The sequence below is a fragment of the Pseudonocardia sp. TMWB2A genome (assembly GCF_017312135.1).
Genome location: NZ_QKQY01000002.1, coordinates 4,402,739 through 4,420,310, shown reverse-complemented (window position 1 = coordinate 4,420,310; position 17,572 = coordinate 4,402,739). Strand labels below are relative to the sequence as shown.

Here is a 17,572-nt window from a genome sequence, read left to right as displayed (position 1 = left end):
TTGCTGCGGCGTCGGAGTCGGCGTCCCGGGCTCGGCGGATCACCGCTGCGATAACGACGGACATCCCACGGGAAAGCAGCCAGGAAATGCGCACGGACGGTGGCTTCTCGCGCGACGGGTGGTCCCGCGTCGTGGCGGACGGGTTCCACGACGTGGGACGACGCCTGCCCCGCCGTCCGGCGCCGGTGCACTCCCGTGAGGTGCCGTCGCTGCTCACGGGCTCGCAGTGGCTCAGTTATGTGGCACTCGTCACACCGGTGACCAGGTAATTGCGATGCGCAATGCAATGTTGCGTAGCGGAAGAATGCACCGGAATGCGTCCGACCTGCGCTGATGTGTTTTCCGTGAGGATCGGGCCGGACGTGACGTCGCGATCCGATCACCGACCGTCGCGCGCAATTCCGTGTTGCTCGACGCAATGGCGGCGGACGCAATGGATTCGTAACCGGAGAACCGGGATGCTGTGGTTACCGTGCGACCCACCACCGAACCGCACCGGCCGCCTGCACACCACGCGGGGAGCGGCCGTCCCGGACAGACAGGACTCTGATGCGATCAACTCGAGTCGCGGCGCTGCTCGCGCTCTCCCTGACCTCCGCGCTGGTGCTCAGCGCCTGTGGCGGCGGGGGAGGCGGCACCACGGGCGACGCCCAGGGCGCCCCCACGATCTCGGTCTACGGCACCGAGCCCGAGAACGCGCTGCTGCCGGGCAACACCCGCGAGGTCGGCGGCAGCAAGATCCTCGACGCGCTGTGGTCCGGGCTGGTCGACTACAACCAGCAGGGCGAGCCGGAGAACAAGGTCGCCGAGTCCATCGAGTCGACCGACTCGCAGAACTGGACGATCCGCATCAAGGACGGCTGGACCTTCCACGACGGCACGCCGGTCACGGCGAAGAGCTTCGTCGACGCGTGGAACTACGTCGCGCTGAAGACCAACGCGCAGTCCAGCTCGGAGTTCTTCTCCAACGTCGCCGGGTTCGACCAGGTCAACCCGGACGAGGGTGAGCCGACGGCGCAGGCCATGTCCGGCCTGCAGGTCGTCGACGACCGCACCTTCACCGTCGCGCTGACCTCGCCGTCGCCGGTGTTCGTCAACACCCTCGGCGACGTCGCGTTCTACCCGATGCCCGAGTCGTTCTTCGCCGACCCGGCCGCGTTCGAGGCGAACCCGGTCGGCAACGGCCCGTTCCGCTACGAGTCCCGGGTGCCCGACCAGAACGTCACCGTGACCCGCTTCGCCGAGTGGGGGGGCGAGCAGCCGGTCGGGGTCGGCGGTGTCGAGTTCCGGTTCTACGCCGACAGCGAGGCCGCCTACCAGGATGTCGTCAGCGGCAACCTGGACTTCCTCGAGACCATCCCCGGCTCGTTCCTGATCGACAACCTGTACCAGCAGGACCTCGCCGACCGGAACGGCAACCAGCCCTACGCCGGCACCAACACGATGACGTTCCCGATCTACGACCAGCGCTACACCGACCCGCAGCTGCGGCAGGCGATCTCGATGGCCGTCGACCGCGAGGCGATCATCAACAACGTCTACAACGGACTCGTGAAGCCGGCCACCGGCTTCATCCCCGAGGGCGTGCCCGGCAAGGTCGACGACCAGTGCGGCGAGCTGTGCACCTTCTCCCCGGAGCGGGCCAAGCAGCAGTTCGACGCCTCCGGCTTCACCGGCCCGATCGAGCTGATCTCCAACGTCGACTCCGCGATCAACCGCGAGTGGATGCAGGCCGCCTGCGTCAGCATCAGCAACACCCTCGGCGTGCCGTGCAACTTCGTGCCGGTCCCGACCTTCTCGGAGTTCCTGGACCAGCGCCGGGCCGAGAGCCTGACCGGCATCTTCCGCTCCGGCTGGGTCGCCTCGACCCCGACCATGGACTACGTCCTGCGTCCGCAGTACACGACGGGTGCGGCGAACAACAACAGCGGCTACACCAACCCGCGCTTCGACGCGCTGGTCAACCAGGGTTCGACCGCCGCCACCGCCGAGGAGGCCTACGCGCTGTGGGCCGAGGCCGAGCGCGTCCTGATCCAGGACATGCCTGCCGTCGCGATCAACGACCAGTCCGCGCAGTTCGGCTGGTCGCCGCGTCTGCAGAACGTCGAGCTGACCTACGGCCGTGAGCTGGACCTGGAGACCGTGACCGTCCAGGAGTGACGCCGCCCCACCACCACACACCGGCGGCCGGGTGACCACCCGGCCGCCGGTGCACGTGCCCGGCGCGAACCGCCGGGCACCCGAACCCGGAGGTGACCCGTGGGGCGCTATGTCCTGCGACGACTCCTGCAACTGGTGCCGGTGTTCCTCGGCACCACGTTCCTCATCTACTTCATGGTCTGGGCGCTGCCCGGCGACCCGCTCGCCGGCAAGTGCGGCGACCAGGCGTGCCCGCCCGCGTTCATCGAGCGCATGCGGGAGGAGTACGGGCTCGACCGGTCGATCTTCGTCCAGTACGCCACCTACCTCGGCAACCTGGTGCGGGGCGACTTCGGGGAGAACTTCCGCGGCCAGGAGGTCTCCACGCTGATCGCGAACGCCTACCCGGTCACGATCCAGCTCGCCGTCGTGGCGCTGGTCATCCAGGCGATCATCGGCCTGACCGCGGGCGTGCTCACCGGTCTGCGGCCGGGCGGGTTCCTGGACAACGTCGTGCTCACCGCGACCCTGTTCCTGGTCGCCGTGCCCGTCTTCGTCACCGGCTACGTGCTGCAGTCCGTCCTCGGGCTGCGGCTGGGCCTGATCCCGCCGACCGTCCCGGCGAACCCCGGGTTCCTGGACCTGGTCGTGCCCGGCTACGTGCTCGGCAGCCTGTCGCTGGCCTACGTGGCCCGGCTGACCCGGACGTCGATCGCGGAGAACCTGCGCGCCGACTACGTCCGCACCGCGACCGCGAAGGGCCTGACCCGGCGTCGTGTCGTCGGGGTCCACCTGACCCGCAACTCGGCGATCCCGGTGATCACCTTCCTCGGCGCGGACTTCGGCACGCTCATGGGCGGGGCGATCGTCACCGAGGGCATCTTCAACATCCGCGGGATCGGTGGGCTCATCTTCGGCTCCATCCAACGGCTCGACGGGGTGGTCGTCACCGGCGTCGTCGTCCTGCTGGTGATCGTCTACCTGCTCGCGAACCTCGTCGTGGACGTCACCTACGCGCTGCTCGACCCGAGGATCCGCCTTGACTGACCCCACCACCGCCACCGCAGACAAGCCCGTCGCCGCCGCCGGTCGCGCCGAGGCGACGGCCCGCACCCGCAGCCTCAGCGGCGACGCCTGGCACGACCTGCGCCGTCGCCCGCTGTTCCTCGTCGCGGCGGGCCTCATCACGTTCCTGCTGGTCATGGCCGCGTTCCCGCAGCTGTTCACCTCGGTCGACCCCACCCTCGGCGACCTGTCCCGGGCCCGCGAGGACCCCTCGGCCCAGGCCTGGTTCGGCTACGACCACCTCGGCCGCGACGTCTACGCGCGCACCGTCTACGGCACCCGCGTCTCGATCGTCGTCGGGGTGCTGGCGACGACGGCGGTCGTGCTCGTCGGCGCCGTCATGGGCCTGATCGCCGGGTTCGCCGGCGGCTGGGTCGACTCGCTGCTCGCCCGCGTCGCCGACGTCTTCTTCGGTGTGCCGTTCATCCTCGGCGCGATCGTCGTGCTCTCCACCTTCCGCGCGTCGGTCGGGCAGAGCGTGATCGGCATCAGCGGCCTGGTGATCGGCACGATCGGGCTGCTGTCCTGGCCGATCGTCATGCGGATCATGCGGTCCGCCGCGATCGCCGCCCGCAACCAGGACTACGTCAAGGCCGCCCGCGCGCTCGGCGCGAGCCCGTGGCGGATCATCCGGCGGCACATGCTGCCCAACACCATCGCCCCGGTGATGGTGTACGCGACGATCGCGCTCGGTGCGTTCATCGGGGCCGAGGCCACGCTGTCGTTCCTCGGCGTCGGCCTGCGCGACCCCGTCGTCTCCTGGGGCGTGATGATCAGCGAGGCGCAGAGCTACCTGCGGACCTCGCCGCACCTGCTCCTGTTCCCCGGCGCGTTCCTCGTCGTCACCGTGCTGGCCTTCGTGCTGCTCGGCGACGCCGTGCGCGACGCGTTCGACCCGAAGGGCCGGTCATGACCCCGCTGCTCGAGGTGGAGGACCTGCACGTCGAGTTCCGCACCCGCGACGGCGTCGCCCGGGTGCTGAACGGCGTCGGCTACCAGGTGCACGCGGGGGAGACCCTCGCCGTCCTGGGGGAGTCCGGGTCGGGGAAGTCGGTCACCGCGAACACGGTGATGGGCATCCTGCCGACCCCGCCCGCGACCGTCACCGCGGGCTCGGTCCGCTACCGCGGCGAGGAGCTGCTCACCGCGACCGAGGAACGGCGCCGCGAGCTGCGCGGCGAGAACGTCGCGATGATCTTCCAGGACGCGCTGTCGGCGCTGAACCCGGTGTTCACCGTCGGGTTCCAGATCGGGGAGCAGCTGCGGACGCGGCGGGGGATGAGCAAGCGCGACGCGCGGGCCCGCGCCGTCGAGTTGCTCGACCTCGTCGGGATCCCCGGGGCGGCGCAGCGGGTCACGAACTTCCCGCACGAGTTCTCCGGCGGGATGCGCCAGCGCGTCATGATCGCGATGTCGCTGGCGCTGGACCCGGACGTGCTCATCGCCGACGAGCCCACGACCGCGCTCGACGTCACCGTGCAGGCCCAGATCATGGACCTGCTCGCCGAGATCCAGCGCGAACGGGAGATGGGGCTGGTCCTCATCACCCACGACCTCGGCGTCGTCGCGGAGGTCGCCGACCGGATCGCGGTGATGTACGCGGGCCGCATCGTCGAGCAGGGCGACGTGCACCAGCTCTTCGCGAACCCGGCCCACCCGTACACCGAGGCGCTGCTCGCGTCGATCCCGCGGCTGGACAGCAAGGGCACCGAGCTGCGGGCGATCACCGGGCTCCCGCCGACGCTCACCGCCATCCCCGACGGCTGCCCGTTCCACCCGCGCTGCCCGCGCGCGGTGGAGCGCTGCCTCGGCACCGACCCGCCGCTGATCCCGCTGCCCGGAGCGCGGGCGTCGGCGTGCCTGTTCGCGGAGGACCTCGTATGAGCGAGCCCGTTCTCGAGGTCGACGACCTCGTCAAGCACTTCCCGGTGAAGGTCGGTGCGGTCGTCAAGCGCACCGTCGGCCACGTGCGCGCCGTCGACGGCGTCTCGTTCTCGCTGAACAAGGGCGAGACGCTGGGCATCGTCGGCGAGTCCGGCTGCGGGAAGTCGACCCTGGCCCAGGTGCTGATGCGGCTGGAGCCGCCGACGTCGGGCTCGGTGCGCTTCCACGGCGAGGACATCTTCGCCCGCCGCGGGGCGGAGCTGCGGGCGCTGCGCCGGCAGATGCAGATCGTGCTGCAGGACCCGTACACGTCGCTGAACCCGCGGATGACGGTCGCCGACATCGTCGGGGAGCCGTTCGAGATCCACCCCGAGGTCGCGCCGAAGGGGGAGCGGCGGGCGAAGGTGCAGGAGCTGCTCGACGTCGTCGGGCTCAACCCCGACTTCGTCAACCGCTACCCGCACCAGTTCTCCGGCGGGCAGCGGCAGCGCATCGGGATCGCCCGCGCGCTCGCGCTGCGCCCGGAGATCATCGTGTGCGACGAGCCGGTGTCCGCGCTCGACGTGTCCATCCAGGCGCAGGTGATGAACCTGCTCGGGAACCTGCAGCGCGAGTTCGGGCTGTCCTACATCTTCATCGCCCACGACCTGTCCGTCGTGCGGCACCTGTCGGACCGGGTCGGCGTGATGTACCTGGGCAAGATGGTGGAGCTCGGGACCGAGCAGGAGATCTACACCCGGGCGTCGCACCCGTACACCCAGGCGCTGCTCTCCGCGGTGCCGGTGCCCGACCCGTCGGTCCGGGAGGGGCGCAAGCGGATCCGGCTCACCGGTGACGTCCCGAGCCCGGTGGACCCGCCGAGCGGCTGCCGGTTCCGGACGCGCTGCTGGAAGGCCACCGACATCTGCGCGACCGAGGAGCCGCCGCTGGTGACGCGGCCGGGTGGGCACCATCCGAGCGCGTGCCACCACGCCAGCGAGGAGTACCTGCTGCCGACCTGAGACCGGACGGCCCGGTGTCCGCCCGGTGCCGCGGACACCGCCCCGGCACCGGGCGCGACCGGGTACGCCGCGATCAGTCCGGTCCGCGGTAGGTGTGCCCGGTCGGAGTGGTGGTGACGACGGCCCCGTCGGGGGCGCGGGCCACGTGCCAGCCGGATTGTTCGCGGACGTGGTTGTGGAACTCGCAGACTCCACGTCCGTTGTCGAGTTCGGTGCGTCCACCGTCGGCATCCCGCCGGATGTGGTCGATGTGGCGGACGGGTGCGTCGCAGTAGGGCTCGGTGCACCGGTTCTGCGCTCTGGCTTTCACGAGGGTGGCGAGGAGTCCGGTGAAGGTACGTCTGCGGGAGTCCCCGCCGATGACGATGCCTTGGTCGGTGAGCAGGCGGCGTAGGGACTTCGTCCCCTCGGAGGTGGCGAGCAGGTCGGCCGGAACGGGCCCCAGGCCGGGGATCTCGGCGGGCAGTGGTGACTGCGGGTCGAGCAGGGCCTGCACGGGCACGGTGACCTGGACTTCGAGGTTCACCGCCGTCGCGGTGGCCTGTCCGGTGACGCGTTCGACGAGGGTGTCGGCCATGACCTGTCCGCGGGTGCGGGTCAGCGGCTGCGGGTCGACCTGGACCTCGACGAACGCTCTCTGTAGTGCGGCCAGGCAGGCGGCGCCCTGTTCGACCGGGACGTAGGCGGTGAGGTAGCTCATCGCGTCGGGCGCGCGTCGCAGAGTGACCCGGCGTTCGGCCTTGGCGGCGTGGACGCGGGCGCGGAACCGGTCGGGGGCGATCTCGGCGACCAGCCGCCGGGTCATCGCCCGCAGCCGCCCGATGCCGTACCGGGTCAGATCCCGGACGGTGGCAAGCCGGGCGTCGACCTGCGCGCGCTGGGTCGTGTCGAGGTCGCGGCATTCGACGGCGATCGCAGACACCTTCGCGGCGCTGAGCTCGCCGGCTCGGTGCAGGCCGCGGATCCGGTCGAGCCCGGAGTGCAGGTCGCGGGCGTTCGCCGCCCGGGTGCGGGCCTCGGTGGTGGAGACCCGGCAGGCGAGCTGGATCTGGGCGACCACGCTGCGGTGGAGCTTCTCGGGATCCAGGTCGGTCGGGCCGTTGTCCACGTGGCTGCGGGCGAAAGCCCGGATACGGGTGGACTGCAGTGCGGCGAGCGAGGCCTGGAGCGACTCGATCTCCTGGATCTGATCGATCAACTCCGACTCGGACAACGCGCAGGTGCCGGCGCTGAGGGCCTGTTCGACGAGGAACCGGAGCAGGGTGAGGTCACCGGACGGGAACCCGCCGCCGGGCACGCCGGTGGCGTGGGCGGGTGGTCCCTGGGTGGCGGTCACACCATCGGGGATACTCGAACGTGTGTTCGATCTCTAGTTTCTGTTCGCTATCGCGAATCCCTGAGCTGGGGTGATGAGGCTCCTCGGGCGGCGACCGAGGCGGTCAGGGCCCCGCGCTCCTCAGACCCGCGCGCCGTGCCGGCGGGCGTCGTCGCGGGACAGGGTCCGCCCCGTCCCGCACACGGGACACCGCATCTCGTAGCGACTGCGCAGCGGCAGCACCGGCACGAAGAACAGCGTGAACCGGGTCCTCCGGTGCACCGCGGGCTGCGGACCCGGGTGACCGCAGTTCCCGCAGCCCAGCGCGACCAGGCCCAGCGGGCGCTCCTTGCCCGACAGCCCGAAGATGACCAGCACGCCCCCAGGTTAGAGGCGTGCCACCTCCCGCAGCGCGGCGAGCGCCCCGGCCTCGACGAGGTCGGCGTTGATCGCGGCCCCCGCGAACGCCCCCGCGGCCGCCGCGGCCCCCACCTGCGCGCTCAGGTCGGTGACGTTGCCCGCGACCCACACGCCCTCGACCGTGCTGCGGCCCATCGCGTCGGCGACGAGGTGTTGCCCCATCCCGCTCGGGTGCTCGACCGGGACCAGGCCCAGTTCGGCGAGGAAGCCGGCGCGGGCCTCCATCCGGGTCGCCACCGCGACGACCTCGCGCGCCAGCACACCGGACGGCGTGACCAGCCCGGTGATCGCGCCGTCCTCCCGCACGACCTCGCTCACCGGCCCGTCGACGACGGCGATGCCGAGCGCGTCGAAGCGCTCCCGCTGCTCCGCGGTCGGCTCCGCCGAGTGCGACACGTAGATCACGTCCGCGCTGAGCTGCCGGAACAGCAGCGCGTGGTGCGCGGAGGCGGGGGCGGTCCCGAGCACCGCGATCGGGCGGTCGCGCACCTCGTAGCCGTGGCAGTAGGGGCAGTGGACGACGTCGGCACCCCACCCCTGCGCGAGTCCCGGCACGTCGGGCAGCACGTCGACCAGCCCGGTCGTGACGAGCAGCCGCCGGGCGTCGAGGGTGGTGCCGTCGGCGAGGGTCACGGTGAAGCCGTCGCCGGTGCGGCGGGCGCCGACGACCTCGCCGTCGACGAGCGTGCCGCCGTAGCGGCGGACCTCCTCGCGGCCGGTCGAGAGCAGCTCGGCCGGGGCGACGCCGTCGCGGGCGAACAGGCCGTGCGCGGCCGCGGCCGGGGCGTTGCGGGGCATGCCGGAGTCGACGACGACCACCGACCGCAGGGAGCGTGCGAGCATCATGGCCCCGTTGAGTCCGGCCGGGCCGCCGCCGATCACGACGATGTCGTGGCGCTGTGCTGTGTCCATGTCCCCAGCCTGACGAGCGGCCGCGCGCAACGGCAAGTTTCCTTGCCGGAATGGCAACGTGCAGAATGGGTGCATGTCCCTGCACGTGCACCACGCCGGCGACCCCGCCGGGCCGCCGGTCCTCGCGGTCCACGGCGTGACCGGCCACGGTCTGCGCTGGCGGCCGCTGTTCGCGGCGCTGCCCCGGCTGCGCTGGATCGCCGTCGACGTCCGCGGGCACGGGCGGTCGCCGTGGGCGCCGCCGTGGAACCTGGAACGCCACGTCGCGGACCTGGTGGAGGTGCTCGACGCCGAGGGGGTGGGGCGCGCCGCCGTCGTCGGGCACTCCTTCGGCGGCGCCGTCGCCACGCACCTCGCGCGGACCGCGCCCGACCGCGTCGACCGGCTCGCGCTGCTCGACCCCGCACTCGGGCTCGACCCGCAGGACATGCTCGACGCGGCCGAGGACACCCGCGCCGACGTCACGTTCCCGACCCGCGACGCCGCCCGCGCGGCCAAGGCCGAGAGCTGGGCCGACGTCCCCGGCGCGCTGGTCGACGCCGAGGTGGACGAGCACCTCGAACAGCGCGACGGCGCCTGGCGCTGGCGCCTGAGCCAGGCGTCCCTGGTAGCCGCGTGGGCGGAGATGGCGCGCCCGGCGGTCGTCCCACCGGCGGGTCTGCCGACGCTGGTCGTCCCCGCCGGCCGGGCCGACTACGTCTCCGACGACTGGCTCGACGCCTGCCGCGCCGCGCTCGGCGCGGACCTGACCGTCGCCCCCGTCGACGCGGGGCACATGGTCTACCTGGAACGCCCGGCCGAGGTGGCGGCGCTGCTGCGGGAGTTCCTCGGGTGAGCGACCGCGACGACGGGCACCTGCGCGAGCTCGTCCGGCTCCGCCGGGTCCGGGACCGGATCGACCGCGAGTACGCGCGCCCGCTCGACGTCGCCGAGCTCGCCCGCGCCGAGCACGTCTCGGCCGGGCACCTGTCGCGGGCGTTCCGCAGGGCCTACGGCGAGTCGCCCTACAGCTACCTGATGACCCGGCGGATCGAACGCGCCATGGCACTGCTGCGCCGCGGCGACCTCACCGTCACCGAGGTCTGCTTCGCCGTCGGCTGCTCCTCGCTCGGCACCTTCAGCACCCGCTTCACCGAGCTCGTCGGGATGCCGCCGTCGGCGTACAAGCGCGCCGCCCGGGACGGCACGCAGGGGCTCCCGGCGTGCGTCGCCAAGCAGGTCACCCGACCGGTCAGGAATCGAGAAGCACCGGGACCCGCGACCTCCCTAGCGTGAGCGTCATGACCGAACCCGCCATCACCATCCACGCCGGATTCCTCCCGCACACCGACCCCGAGGCCTCGCTCGCCTTCTACCGCGACGGCCTGGGCTTCGAGGTCCGCCTCGACGTCGGCCAGGGCACCATGCGCTGGCTCACCGTCGGCCCGCCCGGGCAGCCCGACGTCTCGATCGTCCTCGCCCCGCCCGCGGTGGACCCCGGCGTCACCGACGACGAGCGCCGCACCATCACCGAGATGATGGCCAAGGGCACCTACACCGCCGTGCTGCTCGCCAGTAACGACCTGGAGGCCGCGTTCGACAGGCTCCAGGCGAGCGGGGCCGAGGTCGTCCAGGAACCGGTCGACCAGCCGTACGGGGTGCGCGACTGTGCCTTCCGCGACCCCGCGGGCACGATGGTCCGCATCCAGCAGCGGCCCTGAGACGGGCCGGACGGGGGATCCACCATGCACGCAGCCGACAGCCACGACCTCATCCGCGTGCACGGTGCGCGCGAGAACAACCTGCGCGACATCTCCGTCGAGCTGCCCAAACGGCGGCTCACGGTGTTCACCGGGGTGTCCGGCTCGGGCAAGAGCTCCCTGGTGTTCTCGACGATCGCCGCCGAGTCCCAGCGGATGATCAACGAGACCTACAGCGCCTTCGTCCAGGGCTTCATGCCGAACCTCGGCCGCCCCGACGTCGACGTCCTCGACGGCCTCACCACCGCGATCATCGTCGACCAGGAGCGCATGGGCGGGGACGTGCGCTCCACCGTCGGCACCGCCACCGACGTCGGGGCGCTGCTGCGGATCCTGTTCAGCCGGCTCGGGAAGCCCTACGCCGGCCCGGCGAAGGCGTTCTCGTTCAACGTCGCGACGATCAGCGGCTCCGGCGCCGTGACCGTCCGCAAGAACGGCCAGCAGGTCAAGGAGCGTCGCGAGTTCGAGATCGTCGGCGGTGCCTGCCCGCGGTGCGAGGGCCGCGGCTCGGTGTCCGACTTCGACCTCACGGCCCTGTACGACGAGTCGAAGTCGATCGTCGAGGGCGCCCTGACGATCCCGAACTACTCCGTCGACGGCTGGTACGGCCGGATCTTCGCCAACTCCGGCTTCTTCCCCGGCGACAAGCCGATCAGCAGCTTCACGAAGCCCCAGCTGAACGCACTGCTCCACAAGGAGGCCACCCGGATCAAGGTCGACGGCATCAACGTCACCTTCGAGGGGCTGATCCCGCGGATCCAGAAGTCGTTCCTGGCCAAGGAGCGCGAGGCGATGCAGCCGCACATCCGGGCGTTCGTCGACCGGGCCATCGTGTTCCAGCGCTGCCCGGACTGCGACGGGACGCGCCTGTCCGAGCTGGCCCGGTCCTCGAAGATCCGGGGCATCTCCATCGCCGACGCCTGCGCCATGCAGATCTCCGACCTCGCCGACTGGGTCCGTGACCTCGACGAGCCGTCCGTGGCCCCGCTGCTGGGCTCGCTGCGCCACACGCTCGACTCGTTCGTCGAGATCGGGCTCGGCTACCTGTCGCTGGACCGGCCGTCCGGGTCGCTGTCCGGCGGCGAGGCCCAGCGCACCAAGATGATCAAGCACCTGGGGTCGTCGCTGACCGACGTCACCTACGTCTTCGACGAGCCGACCATCGGCCTGCACCCGCACGACATCGCCCGCATGAACGACCTGCTGCTGCGCCTGCGCGACAAGGGCAACACCGTGCTCGTCGTCGAGCACAAGCCGGAGACGATCGTGATCGCCGACCACGTCGTCGACCTGGGGCCGCGGGCGGGCTCCGACGGCGGGCACGTCGTCTACACCGGCGACCTCGACGGGCTGCGGGCCTCGGGCACGCTGACCGGCCGGCACCTGGAGTACCGGGCGTCGCTGAAGCCGTCGGTGCGGACCCCGAGCGGGTACCTGGAGATCCGCGGGGCGGACCGGCACAACCTGCGCGGCGTCGACGTCGACGTCCCGCTCGGGGTGCTCACCGTCGTCACCGGGGTGGCCGGGTCGGGCAAGAGCTCGCTGATCCACGGCTCGATCGCCGGGCGCGACGGGGTGGTCGTCGTCGACCAGGGGGCGATCAAGGGGTCGCGGCGCAGCAACCCCGCCACCTACACCGGGCTGCTCGAACCGATCCGCAAGGCCTTCGCCAAGGCCAACGGCGTCAAGCCCGCCCTGTTCAGCGCCAACAGCGAGGGCGCCTGCCCGAACTGCAACGGCGCGGGCGTCGTCTACACCGACCTGGCGATGATGGCCGGCGTCGCGACCACCTGCGACGTCTGCGACGGCCGCCGCTTCGACGCCTCGGTGCTCGGGTACACCTTCGGCGGGCGCGACATCAGCGAGGTCCTCGCCATGCCGGTGGCCGAGGCGGAGAAGTTCTTCGGGGCGGGCGAGGCCCGCACCCCGGCCGCGCACCGGATCCTCGAGCGCCTCGCCGACGTCGGGCTCGGCTACCTCACCCTGGGCCAGCCGCTGACCACGCTGTCCGGCGGCGAGCGCCAGCGGCTCAAGCTGGCGGTGCACCTGGGGGAGTCCGGCGGGACGTTCGTCCTCGACGAGCCGACGACCGGGCTGCACCTGGCCGACGTCGAGCAGCTCCTCGCGCTGCTCGACCGGATCGTCGACGGCGGCCGCTCGGTGATCGTCATCGAGCACCACCAGGCCGTGATGGCGCACGCCGACCGGATCATCGACCTGGGCCCCGGTGCCGGGCACGACGGCGGCGCGGTCGTCTTCGAGGGGACGCCCGCCGAGCTCGTCGCGGACCGGTCGACGCTGACGGGCGAGCACCTGGCGGCCTATGTCGGCGCCTGAGGACACCCCGCGGCACGAGGTCGCGGTGCTGGTCCGCCCCGGGGTGCGGCCGATGGAGCTCGGCCTGGTGCACCAGATCCTCGGCGGTGCCCGGTCGGCCGACGGGGAGCCGCTCTACCGGGTGCGCACCTGCGCGCTGCACCCCGGGACGGTGCCGACCGACGCGGACTTCCACGTCGTGGTCGGGCACGGGCCGGAGCTGCTGGCCCGGGCCGACACCGTGGTCGTGCTCGCGACGCGGGACGACCACGAGCCGTCGGTCGTCGCCGACCCCGGTCTCGGGGAGGCCCTGGCGTCGCTGCGTCCCGGCACCCGGCTGGCCTCGATCTGCACGGCCGCGTTCCCGCTGGCGGAGGCCGGGCTGCTCGACGGTCGTCGCGCCACCACGCACTGGCTGTCCGCGGAGGCGTTCCGGCGCCGGTTCCCGCGGGTCGACCTGGACCCCGCGGTGCTCTACGTCGACGAGGGCGAGGTGCTCACCGCGGCCGGCGAGGCGTCGGGCATCGACCTGTGCCTGTACCTGGTCCGGCGCGACTTCGGCGCCGCCGTCGCCAACGACGTCGCCCGCCGGACCGTGGTCCCGCCCTACCGGGAGGGCGGCCAGGCGCAGTACATCGCCCGGCCGGTCGCGGACGACGGACCCGGCACGGGCACCGCCGCGGCCCGCGAGCGGATGCTCGCCGACCTGGCCCGGCCCTGGACGCTGGCCGAGCTGGCCGCGTCGCTGCACGTCGGCGTGCGGACACTGACCCGCCGGTTCCGGGAGGAGACCGGGCAGAGCCCGCTCGGGTGGCTGCTGCGCCGGCGCGTCGAGCGGGCCCGGGAGCTGCTCGAGACCACCGACCTCCCGGTCGGCCGGATCGCCGACGAGGTCGGGTTCGGCACGGCGACGGCGCTGCGCCGCCACGTGTGCCGCGAGCTCGGGGTGCCCCCGCTGCACTACCGGCGGACCTTCCGGGGCGGCTGAGCCCGCCGGACGAGCAGGGGAGCGGCGAGCAGCGCCGCGGCGACGACCGCGGCGACCAGCGGCACCGCGCCGGGCCCCAGGGCGGCGGCCGCGACGAGCGGCCCGCCGAGGAGCACGACGGCGACCGCGGCGGCCCGCACCGCGACCGTCCGCGGCGGCACGGGCAGCGCGAGCGGCCCCACGAGCCGGGCCGCCCCGGCCGCGACGGCGACGGCCACCGCACCGACGACCAGCGCGGCGGTCGGCGGGACGTTCACGACGACGAGCAGCGCGCCGACCGCGACGACGACGGCGGCACAGGGGAAGGTCGGAGAGGACATGCCCCGATGCTCGGCCGCACCCGGCCGGACCGGGAGTGGCCCGCGGGCCACCTCGCGAACGGATCGGGCCATGCCGGTCAGAGCAGCGGTAGGTACGGCCAGGTCGTCGTCGCGCGGTGGGCCGTGGCCCGTCCCGCCCCGAACGGCACCGCCACGCCGGCGACGACGCTGCAGACGACCCCGGCGGCGTCGTCGGCGGGGTCGCGGCCGTTCCACCCAGCGAAACCGAACGAGGCGGTGGTGCCGATCGTGTAGGGCAGCACGTCGGGCAGCAGCCGGTCGGCGACCCGGCGGGCGTAGGCGCTCGGGTCGCCCACCGCGGCACCGGCGGCGACGACCTGCTCGGCCTTCTTCGCGAACATCCCGCCGAACTCGGCGCGGTCGGCGGCCGGGCGGCCCCGGCCCAGGTGCTCGCGCAGCGGCGCGTCGAGCCCGGCGAGGACCTCCCCGACCAGGGGCAGGCCGCGCCGGTGGGTCTGCGGGCCGCCCTGCCCGGCGGCGGGCGCGACGGTGGCCCACACCCCGATCCGGCCCGCGGCGCGCATCGCGACCGGGGCGAGCACGGCGTCGGGGATCTCCAGCACGACCGCGGCGACCCGGTTCCCGGTCGGCGGGGCCGCGGGCAGCACCCGGCCGGACAGGTCGACCGGTGTCCCGTGCTCGACGGCGGTGGTGACCGCGGCGAGCAGCCCGGGGTCGACCGGCGCCGGGTCGGCGGCGGTGCCGGTCCACAGCCGCAGCCCGTCGGTGCCCGCCACGGTCGACCCGGTGCGGCCCGCGGCGACGACCGTCCCGCACGCCGCCGGGTCCTCGGCGTCGGCGCGGCTCAGCCTGCGCAGCACGACCGGGCGGGTGCCGTCGGCGGGATCGGCGCCGTCGACGACGACCCGGTAGGTCAGGTCCTCGACCGCGTCGCCGTCGCCGTCGATGCGCAGGTCGTAGGTCGCACCGGACGCGAGACCGCCCACCGCGGAACGGTCGGTGGTCAGGGCCAGGACGGTGCCCCGGCGGCCGCGGAACACGAACAGGTCCGCGACCCGCAGACGGGGGTCGACCGGCTGGGACATGCGCACGCTCCGGGGCCGCTCGGCGGACGGTCCGGCCGGCCGCTTCGATCGCGCACAACCGAGGACGGGGGAGCGGTCATCCCGGGATCGCGGTGGATGCCCGAGACATCATCAATTTCCGGTACGTGCCCCGTCCCGCAACGAGTCCCGGATCTCGCGCAGCACCGCGGTCTGCTCCTGCACCGCGGAGATCAGCACCGCGAGCTGGTCGTCGCCGTGGCGCATCTCCTGGTAGAGCGCGCTCACCGCGTAGGCGGTGGCGGCGGTGTGGCCGTCGGTCGCCTGGGGGTAGTCCTGCGCCTTGTCGGCCGCCTCGAGGAGGTCGAGCGCGTGCTCGATGACGTGCTGCCCGCTCTCGCGGTGGCTGTGCGGTTCCGGCATGTCCGAATCGTACTCATTCCGGGTGACGCGGCCCGGCGACTTCGGTCGCGGTGCGCGCGACCTTCGGCGGGTGCGCCACCGTCGCGCCGCCCGGCAGGCTGACCGTCGATCCCGGGGGTCGGGAGACGGGAGGGGACCGGTGGTCGTCCCGTTCGAGCGGAAACCTGCTGGACGGCGCCGGTCCGCCCCCAAGGTCGACGTGTGCCGGTCCGCCCCGCCGTGATCTCCGCCGGGCTGGTGGTCGCGGTGCTCGCCGCCGGGCTCACCGTCGCCGAGACGCAGGCCACCGCCGGGGTACTGCAGTGGACGCTGCTCGTCGTCGGACTGCTGATGATCGGCTCGATCACGGTGCGCTACCGGGCGCCGCGCGTGTTCGCGGTGCTGGCCGTGCTCGGCCCGCTCGTCTCGCCCGTCGCCACCTACCTGCCGCTGGTCGGGGTGTTCGTGATCGCGACCCGGCGCCGCGCGGTGGAGACGCTGCCGGTGCTGGCCTTGGCGGTGGGGACCGCCGCGGTCACGCTGTACCGCAACGTCCCCGACGGGCCGACGGTGCTGGTGCTGCTCGGCGGCGCCGTCGCGTTCCAGGCCATCTCGGTGACCGCGGGCCTGCTGACCGGGATCCGTCGCGCGATGGTCGACGACCTGCGCGAGCGGCTCGCCCGCGCCGAGGCCGAGCGTGCGGTGCGCGAGGAGCAGGCCCGCGCCGACGAGCGGCGCCGGATCGCCGGGGAGATGCACGACCGGCTCGGGCACCGGTTGTCGTTGCTGTCGGTGCACGCCGGGGCGCTGGCGCTGCGCGGGGACCTGCCCGCCCGCACCGTCCGCGAGACCGCGCGGGTGCTGAGCGACACCACCCACCGCGCGATGGAGGACCTGCGCACGATCGTCCAGGTGCTGCACGAGCCCACCGGCGACGTCCCCGACGAGGTCGACGACCTCGGCGCGGTCGAGGAGCTCGTCGCCGAGGCCCGCGCGGTCGGCGCGGACGTCCGCCTCCGGTCGACGGCGCTGCTGACGGTGTCCCCGCCGGGGCGCCCGCTGGCCGGGGTCGTGCACCGGGTGGTCCGCGAGGGCCTGACCAACGCCGCCCGGCACGCACCCGGGGCCCGGGTCGAGGTCGCCCTCGACGGGCGGCCCGGCCGGGACCTCACCGTCACCGTCACCTCCGGGCCGTCCGCGGCCGGTCCGGCGCCCGAGGGTGCCGGGACCGGCCTGGTCGGGCTGCGCGAGCGGGTCGAGACCCTCGCCGGCGGGACGCTGACCCACGGCCCGACGCCGTCGGGCCACCTGCTGCGCGCGGTGCTGCCGTGGCGGGAGGAGGCGGGATGACCGCGAGCGCGATCCGGGTGCTGCTCGTCGACGACGACCCGCTCGTCCGCTCCGGGCTGCGGGTGATGCTCGACGGGCACGCGCTGCCCGGCGACGGCACCGGACCGGTACGGCGCATCCAGGTGGTCGGCGACGCCGGTGACGGCGACGAGGTGCCCGCCGCCGTCGCCGCGGGGCGGCCGCACGTGGTGCTGATGGACCTGCGGATGCGCCGCGTCGACGGCGTCGCCGCGACCCGGGAGGTGACCTCGCGGCCCGACGCCCCGACCGTCGTCGTGCTGACCACGTTCGACGCCGACGAGCACGTCGTGCGGGCGCTGCGCGCCGGGGCGAGCGGGTTCCTGCTCAAGGACGCCGCGCCCGAGGGGATCGTCGAGGCCGTCCGCGCCGCCGCCGACGGCGACGCCGTGCTGTCCCCGGCGATCACTCGGCGGTTGATCGGCATCGTCCGCGGCGACGGCGCCGGGCCGGTCGACCGCAGGCGCGCCGCCCGGGCCCGGCTCGACCGGCTCGCCGGCCGCGAGCGCGACGTCGCCGAGGCCGTCGCCCGCGGCGGCTCCAACGCCGACATCGCCGCCGAGCTGCACATGTCGGTGGCGACGGTGAAGTCCTACGTGTCCCGGCTGCTGCGCGAGCTGGGCCTGGACAACCGGGTGCAGATCGCGCTGCTCGTCCGCGACGCGACGGACTGACCCG

Annotated in this window: 18 protein-coding genes; 12 read left to right on the top strand and 6 right to left on the bottom strand. The window is 73.3% G+C overall.

The genetic code is table 11. The annotated features are described in order from the left end of the window. The first annotated feature begins 549 nt into the window (after positions 1-549). From DMP17_RS35170 to DMP17_RS35150, 5 genes are all read left to right on the top strand, one after another. The gene (locus DMP17_RS35170) at positions 550-2,160 is read left to right on the top strand and encodes a peptide ABC transporter substrate-binding protein (protein ID WP_226366109.1); all 1,611 of its coding nucleotides are present in this window, start codon (positions 550-552) and stop codon (positions 2,158-2,160) included. 99 nt (positions 2,161-2,259) lie between these two features. After that, positions 2,260-3,186: an ABC transporter permease gene (locus DMP17_RS35165; RefSeq protein ID WP_226357634.1), complete on the top strand. Its 927-nt coding sequence runs from the start codon at positions 2,260-2,262 to the stop codon at positions 3,184-3,186. Further along, positions 3,179-4,117: an ABC transporter permease gene (locus DMP17_RS35160; protein ID WP_226357633.1), complete on the top strand. Its 939-nt coding sequence runs from the start codon at positions 3,179-3,181 to the stop codon at positions 4,115-4,117. Before DMP17_RS35165 ends, DMP17_RS35160 begins: the two co-directional genes overlap by 8 nt. Then, entirely contained in the window at positions 4,114-5,088 is a 975-nt protein-coding gene (locus DMP17_RS35155; protein ID WP_062395892.1) for an ABC transporter ATP-binding protein, read from the top strand. Before DMP17_RS35160 ends, DMP17_RS35155 begins: the two co-directional genes overlap by 4 nt. After that, a complete protein-coding gene (locus tag DMP17_RS35150; protein WP_226357631.1) occupies positions 5,085-6,089 on the top strand; it encodes an ABC transporter ATP-binding protein in 1,005 nt (334 codons plus the stop codon). Before DMP17_RS35155 ends, DMP17_RS35150 begins: the two co-directional genes overlap by 4 nt. 73 nt (positions 6,090-6,162) lie before the next feature. Here the strand turns inward: DMP17_RS35150 and DMP17_RS35145 are convergent, their stop codons facing one another. From DMP17_RS35145 to DMP17_RS35135, 3 genes are all read right to left on the bottom strand, one after another. Beyond that, complete coding sequence (locus tag DMP17_RS35145; protein ID WP_337831800.1) at positions 6,163-7,425, bottom strand: HNH endonuclease; 1,263 nt, start codon at positions 7,423-7,425, stop codon at positions 6,163-6,165. Between the two features lie 120 nt (positions 7,426-7,545). Continuing rightward, positions 7,546-7,782: a zinc ribbon domain-containing protein gene (locus DMP17_RS35140; RefSeq protein WP_226366106.1), complete on the bottom strand. Its 237-nt coding sequence runs from the start codon at positions 7,780-7,782 to the stop codon at positions 7,546-7,548. A 9-nt stretch (positions 7,783-7,791) separates the two neighbouring features. After that, the gene (locus DMP17_RS35135; RefSeq protein ID WP_337831799.1) at positions 7,792-8,736 is read right to left on the bottom strand and encodes an NAD(P)/FAD-dependent oxidoreductase; all 945 of its coding nucleotides are present in this window, start codon (positions 8,734-8,736) and stop codon (positions 7,792-7,794) included. Between the two features lie 73 nt (positions 8,737-8,809). Between DMP17_RS35135 and DMP17_RS35130 the strand changes: the two genes are divergently transcribed. The 5 genes from DMP17_RS35130 to DMP17_RS35110 are packed head-to-tail and all read left to right on the top strand — an operon-like array spanning position 8,810 to position 13,779. Beyond that, a complete protein-coding gene (locus DMP17_RS35130) occupies positions 8,810-9,571 on the top strand; it encodes an alpha/beta fold hydrolase (protein ID WP_226357628.1) in 762 nt (253 codons plus the stop codon). Then, complete coding sequence (locus DMP17_RS35125; protein ID WP_226357627.1) at positions 9,568-10,011, top strand: helix-turn-helix transcriptional regulator; 444 nt, start codon at positions 9,568-9,570, stop codon at positions 10,009-10,011. The genes DMP17_RS35130 and DMP17_RS35125 overlap by 4 nt, the downstream gene beginning before the upstream one ends. 5 nt (positions 10,012-10,016) lie before the next feature. Then, positions 10,017-10,436: a VOC family protein gene (locus DMP17_RS35120; RefSeq protein WP_226357626.1), complete on the top strand. Its 420-nt coding sequence runs from the start codon at positions 10,017-10,019 to the stop codon at positions 10,434-10,436. Positions 10,437-10,460: 24 nt separating this feature from the next. Further along, a complete protein-coding gene (locus DMP17_RS35115) occupies positions 10,461-12,812 on the top strand; it encodes an excinuclease ABC subunit UvrA (RefSeq protein ID WP_337831798.1) in 2,352 nt (783 codons plus the stop codon). Continuing rightward, positions 12,799-13,779, top strand: a complete 981-nt coding sequence (locus DMP17_RS35110) for a GlxA family transcriptional regulator (protein WP_337831797.1) — start codon at positions 12,799-12,801, stop codon at positions 13,777-13,779. Before DMP17_RS35115 ends, DMP17_RS35110 begins: the two co-directional genes overlap by 14 nt. Here DMP17_RS35110 and DMP17_RS35105 read toward each other — a convergent pair. The 3 genes from DMP17_RS35105 to DMP17_RS35095 form a co-directional block, all read right to left on the bottom strand. After that, positions 13,752-14,099, bottom strand: a complete 348-nt coding sequence (locus DMP17_RS35105) for a hypothetical protein (protein ID WP_226366102.1) — start codon at positions 14,097-14,099, stop codon at positions 13,752-13,754. The two genes, DMP17_RS35110 and DMP17_RS35105, sit on opposite strands and share 28 nt — an antisense overlap. 77 nt (positions 14,100-14,176) lie before the next feature. Then, complete coding sequence (locus DMP17_RS35100; protein ID WP_337831796.1) at positions 14,177-15,166, bottom strand: hypothetical protein; 990 nt, start codon at positions 15,164-15,166, stop codon at positions 14,177-14,179. 111 nt (positions 15,167-15,277) lie between these two features. Next, complete coding sequence (locus tag DMP17_RS35095) at positions 15,278-15,547, bottom strand: hypothetical protein (RefSeq protein WP_226357621.1); 270 nt, start codon at positions 15,545-15,547, stop codon at positions 15,278-15,280. 201 nt (positions 15,548-15,748) lie between these two features. On the opposite strand from DMP17_RS35095, the gene DMP17_RS35090 reads away from it, so the two are divergent. Together DMP17_RS35090 and DMP17_RS35085 are read left to right on the top strand one after the other, a co-directional pair. Continuing rightward, entirely contained in the window at positions 15,749-16,876 is a 1,128-nt protein-coding gene (locus DMP17_RS35090) for a sensor histidine kinase (RefSeq protein ID WP_337831795.1), read from the top strand. Next, a complete protein-coding gene (locus DMP17_RS35085) occupies positions 16,873-17,568 on the top strand; it encodes a response regulator (protein ID WP_226364822.1) in 696 nt (231 codons plus the stop codon). The genes DMP17_RS35090 and DMP17_RS35085 overlap by 4 nt, the downstream gene beginning before the upstream one ends. The last annotated feature ends 4 nt before the right edge of the window (positions 17,569-17,572 follow it).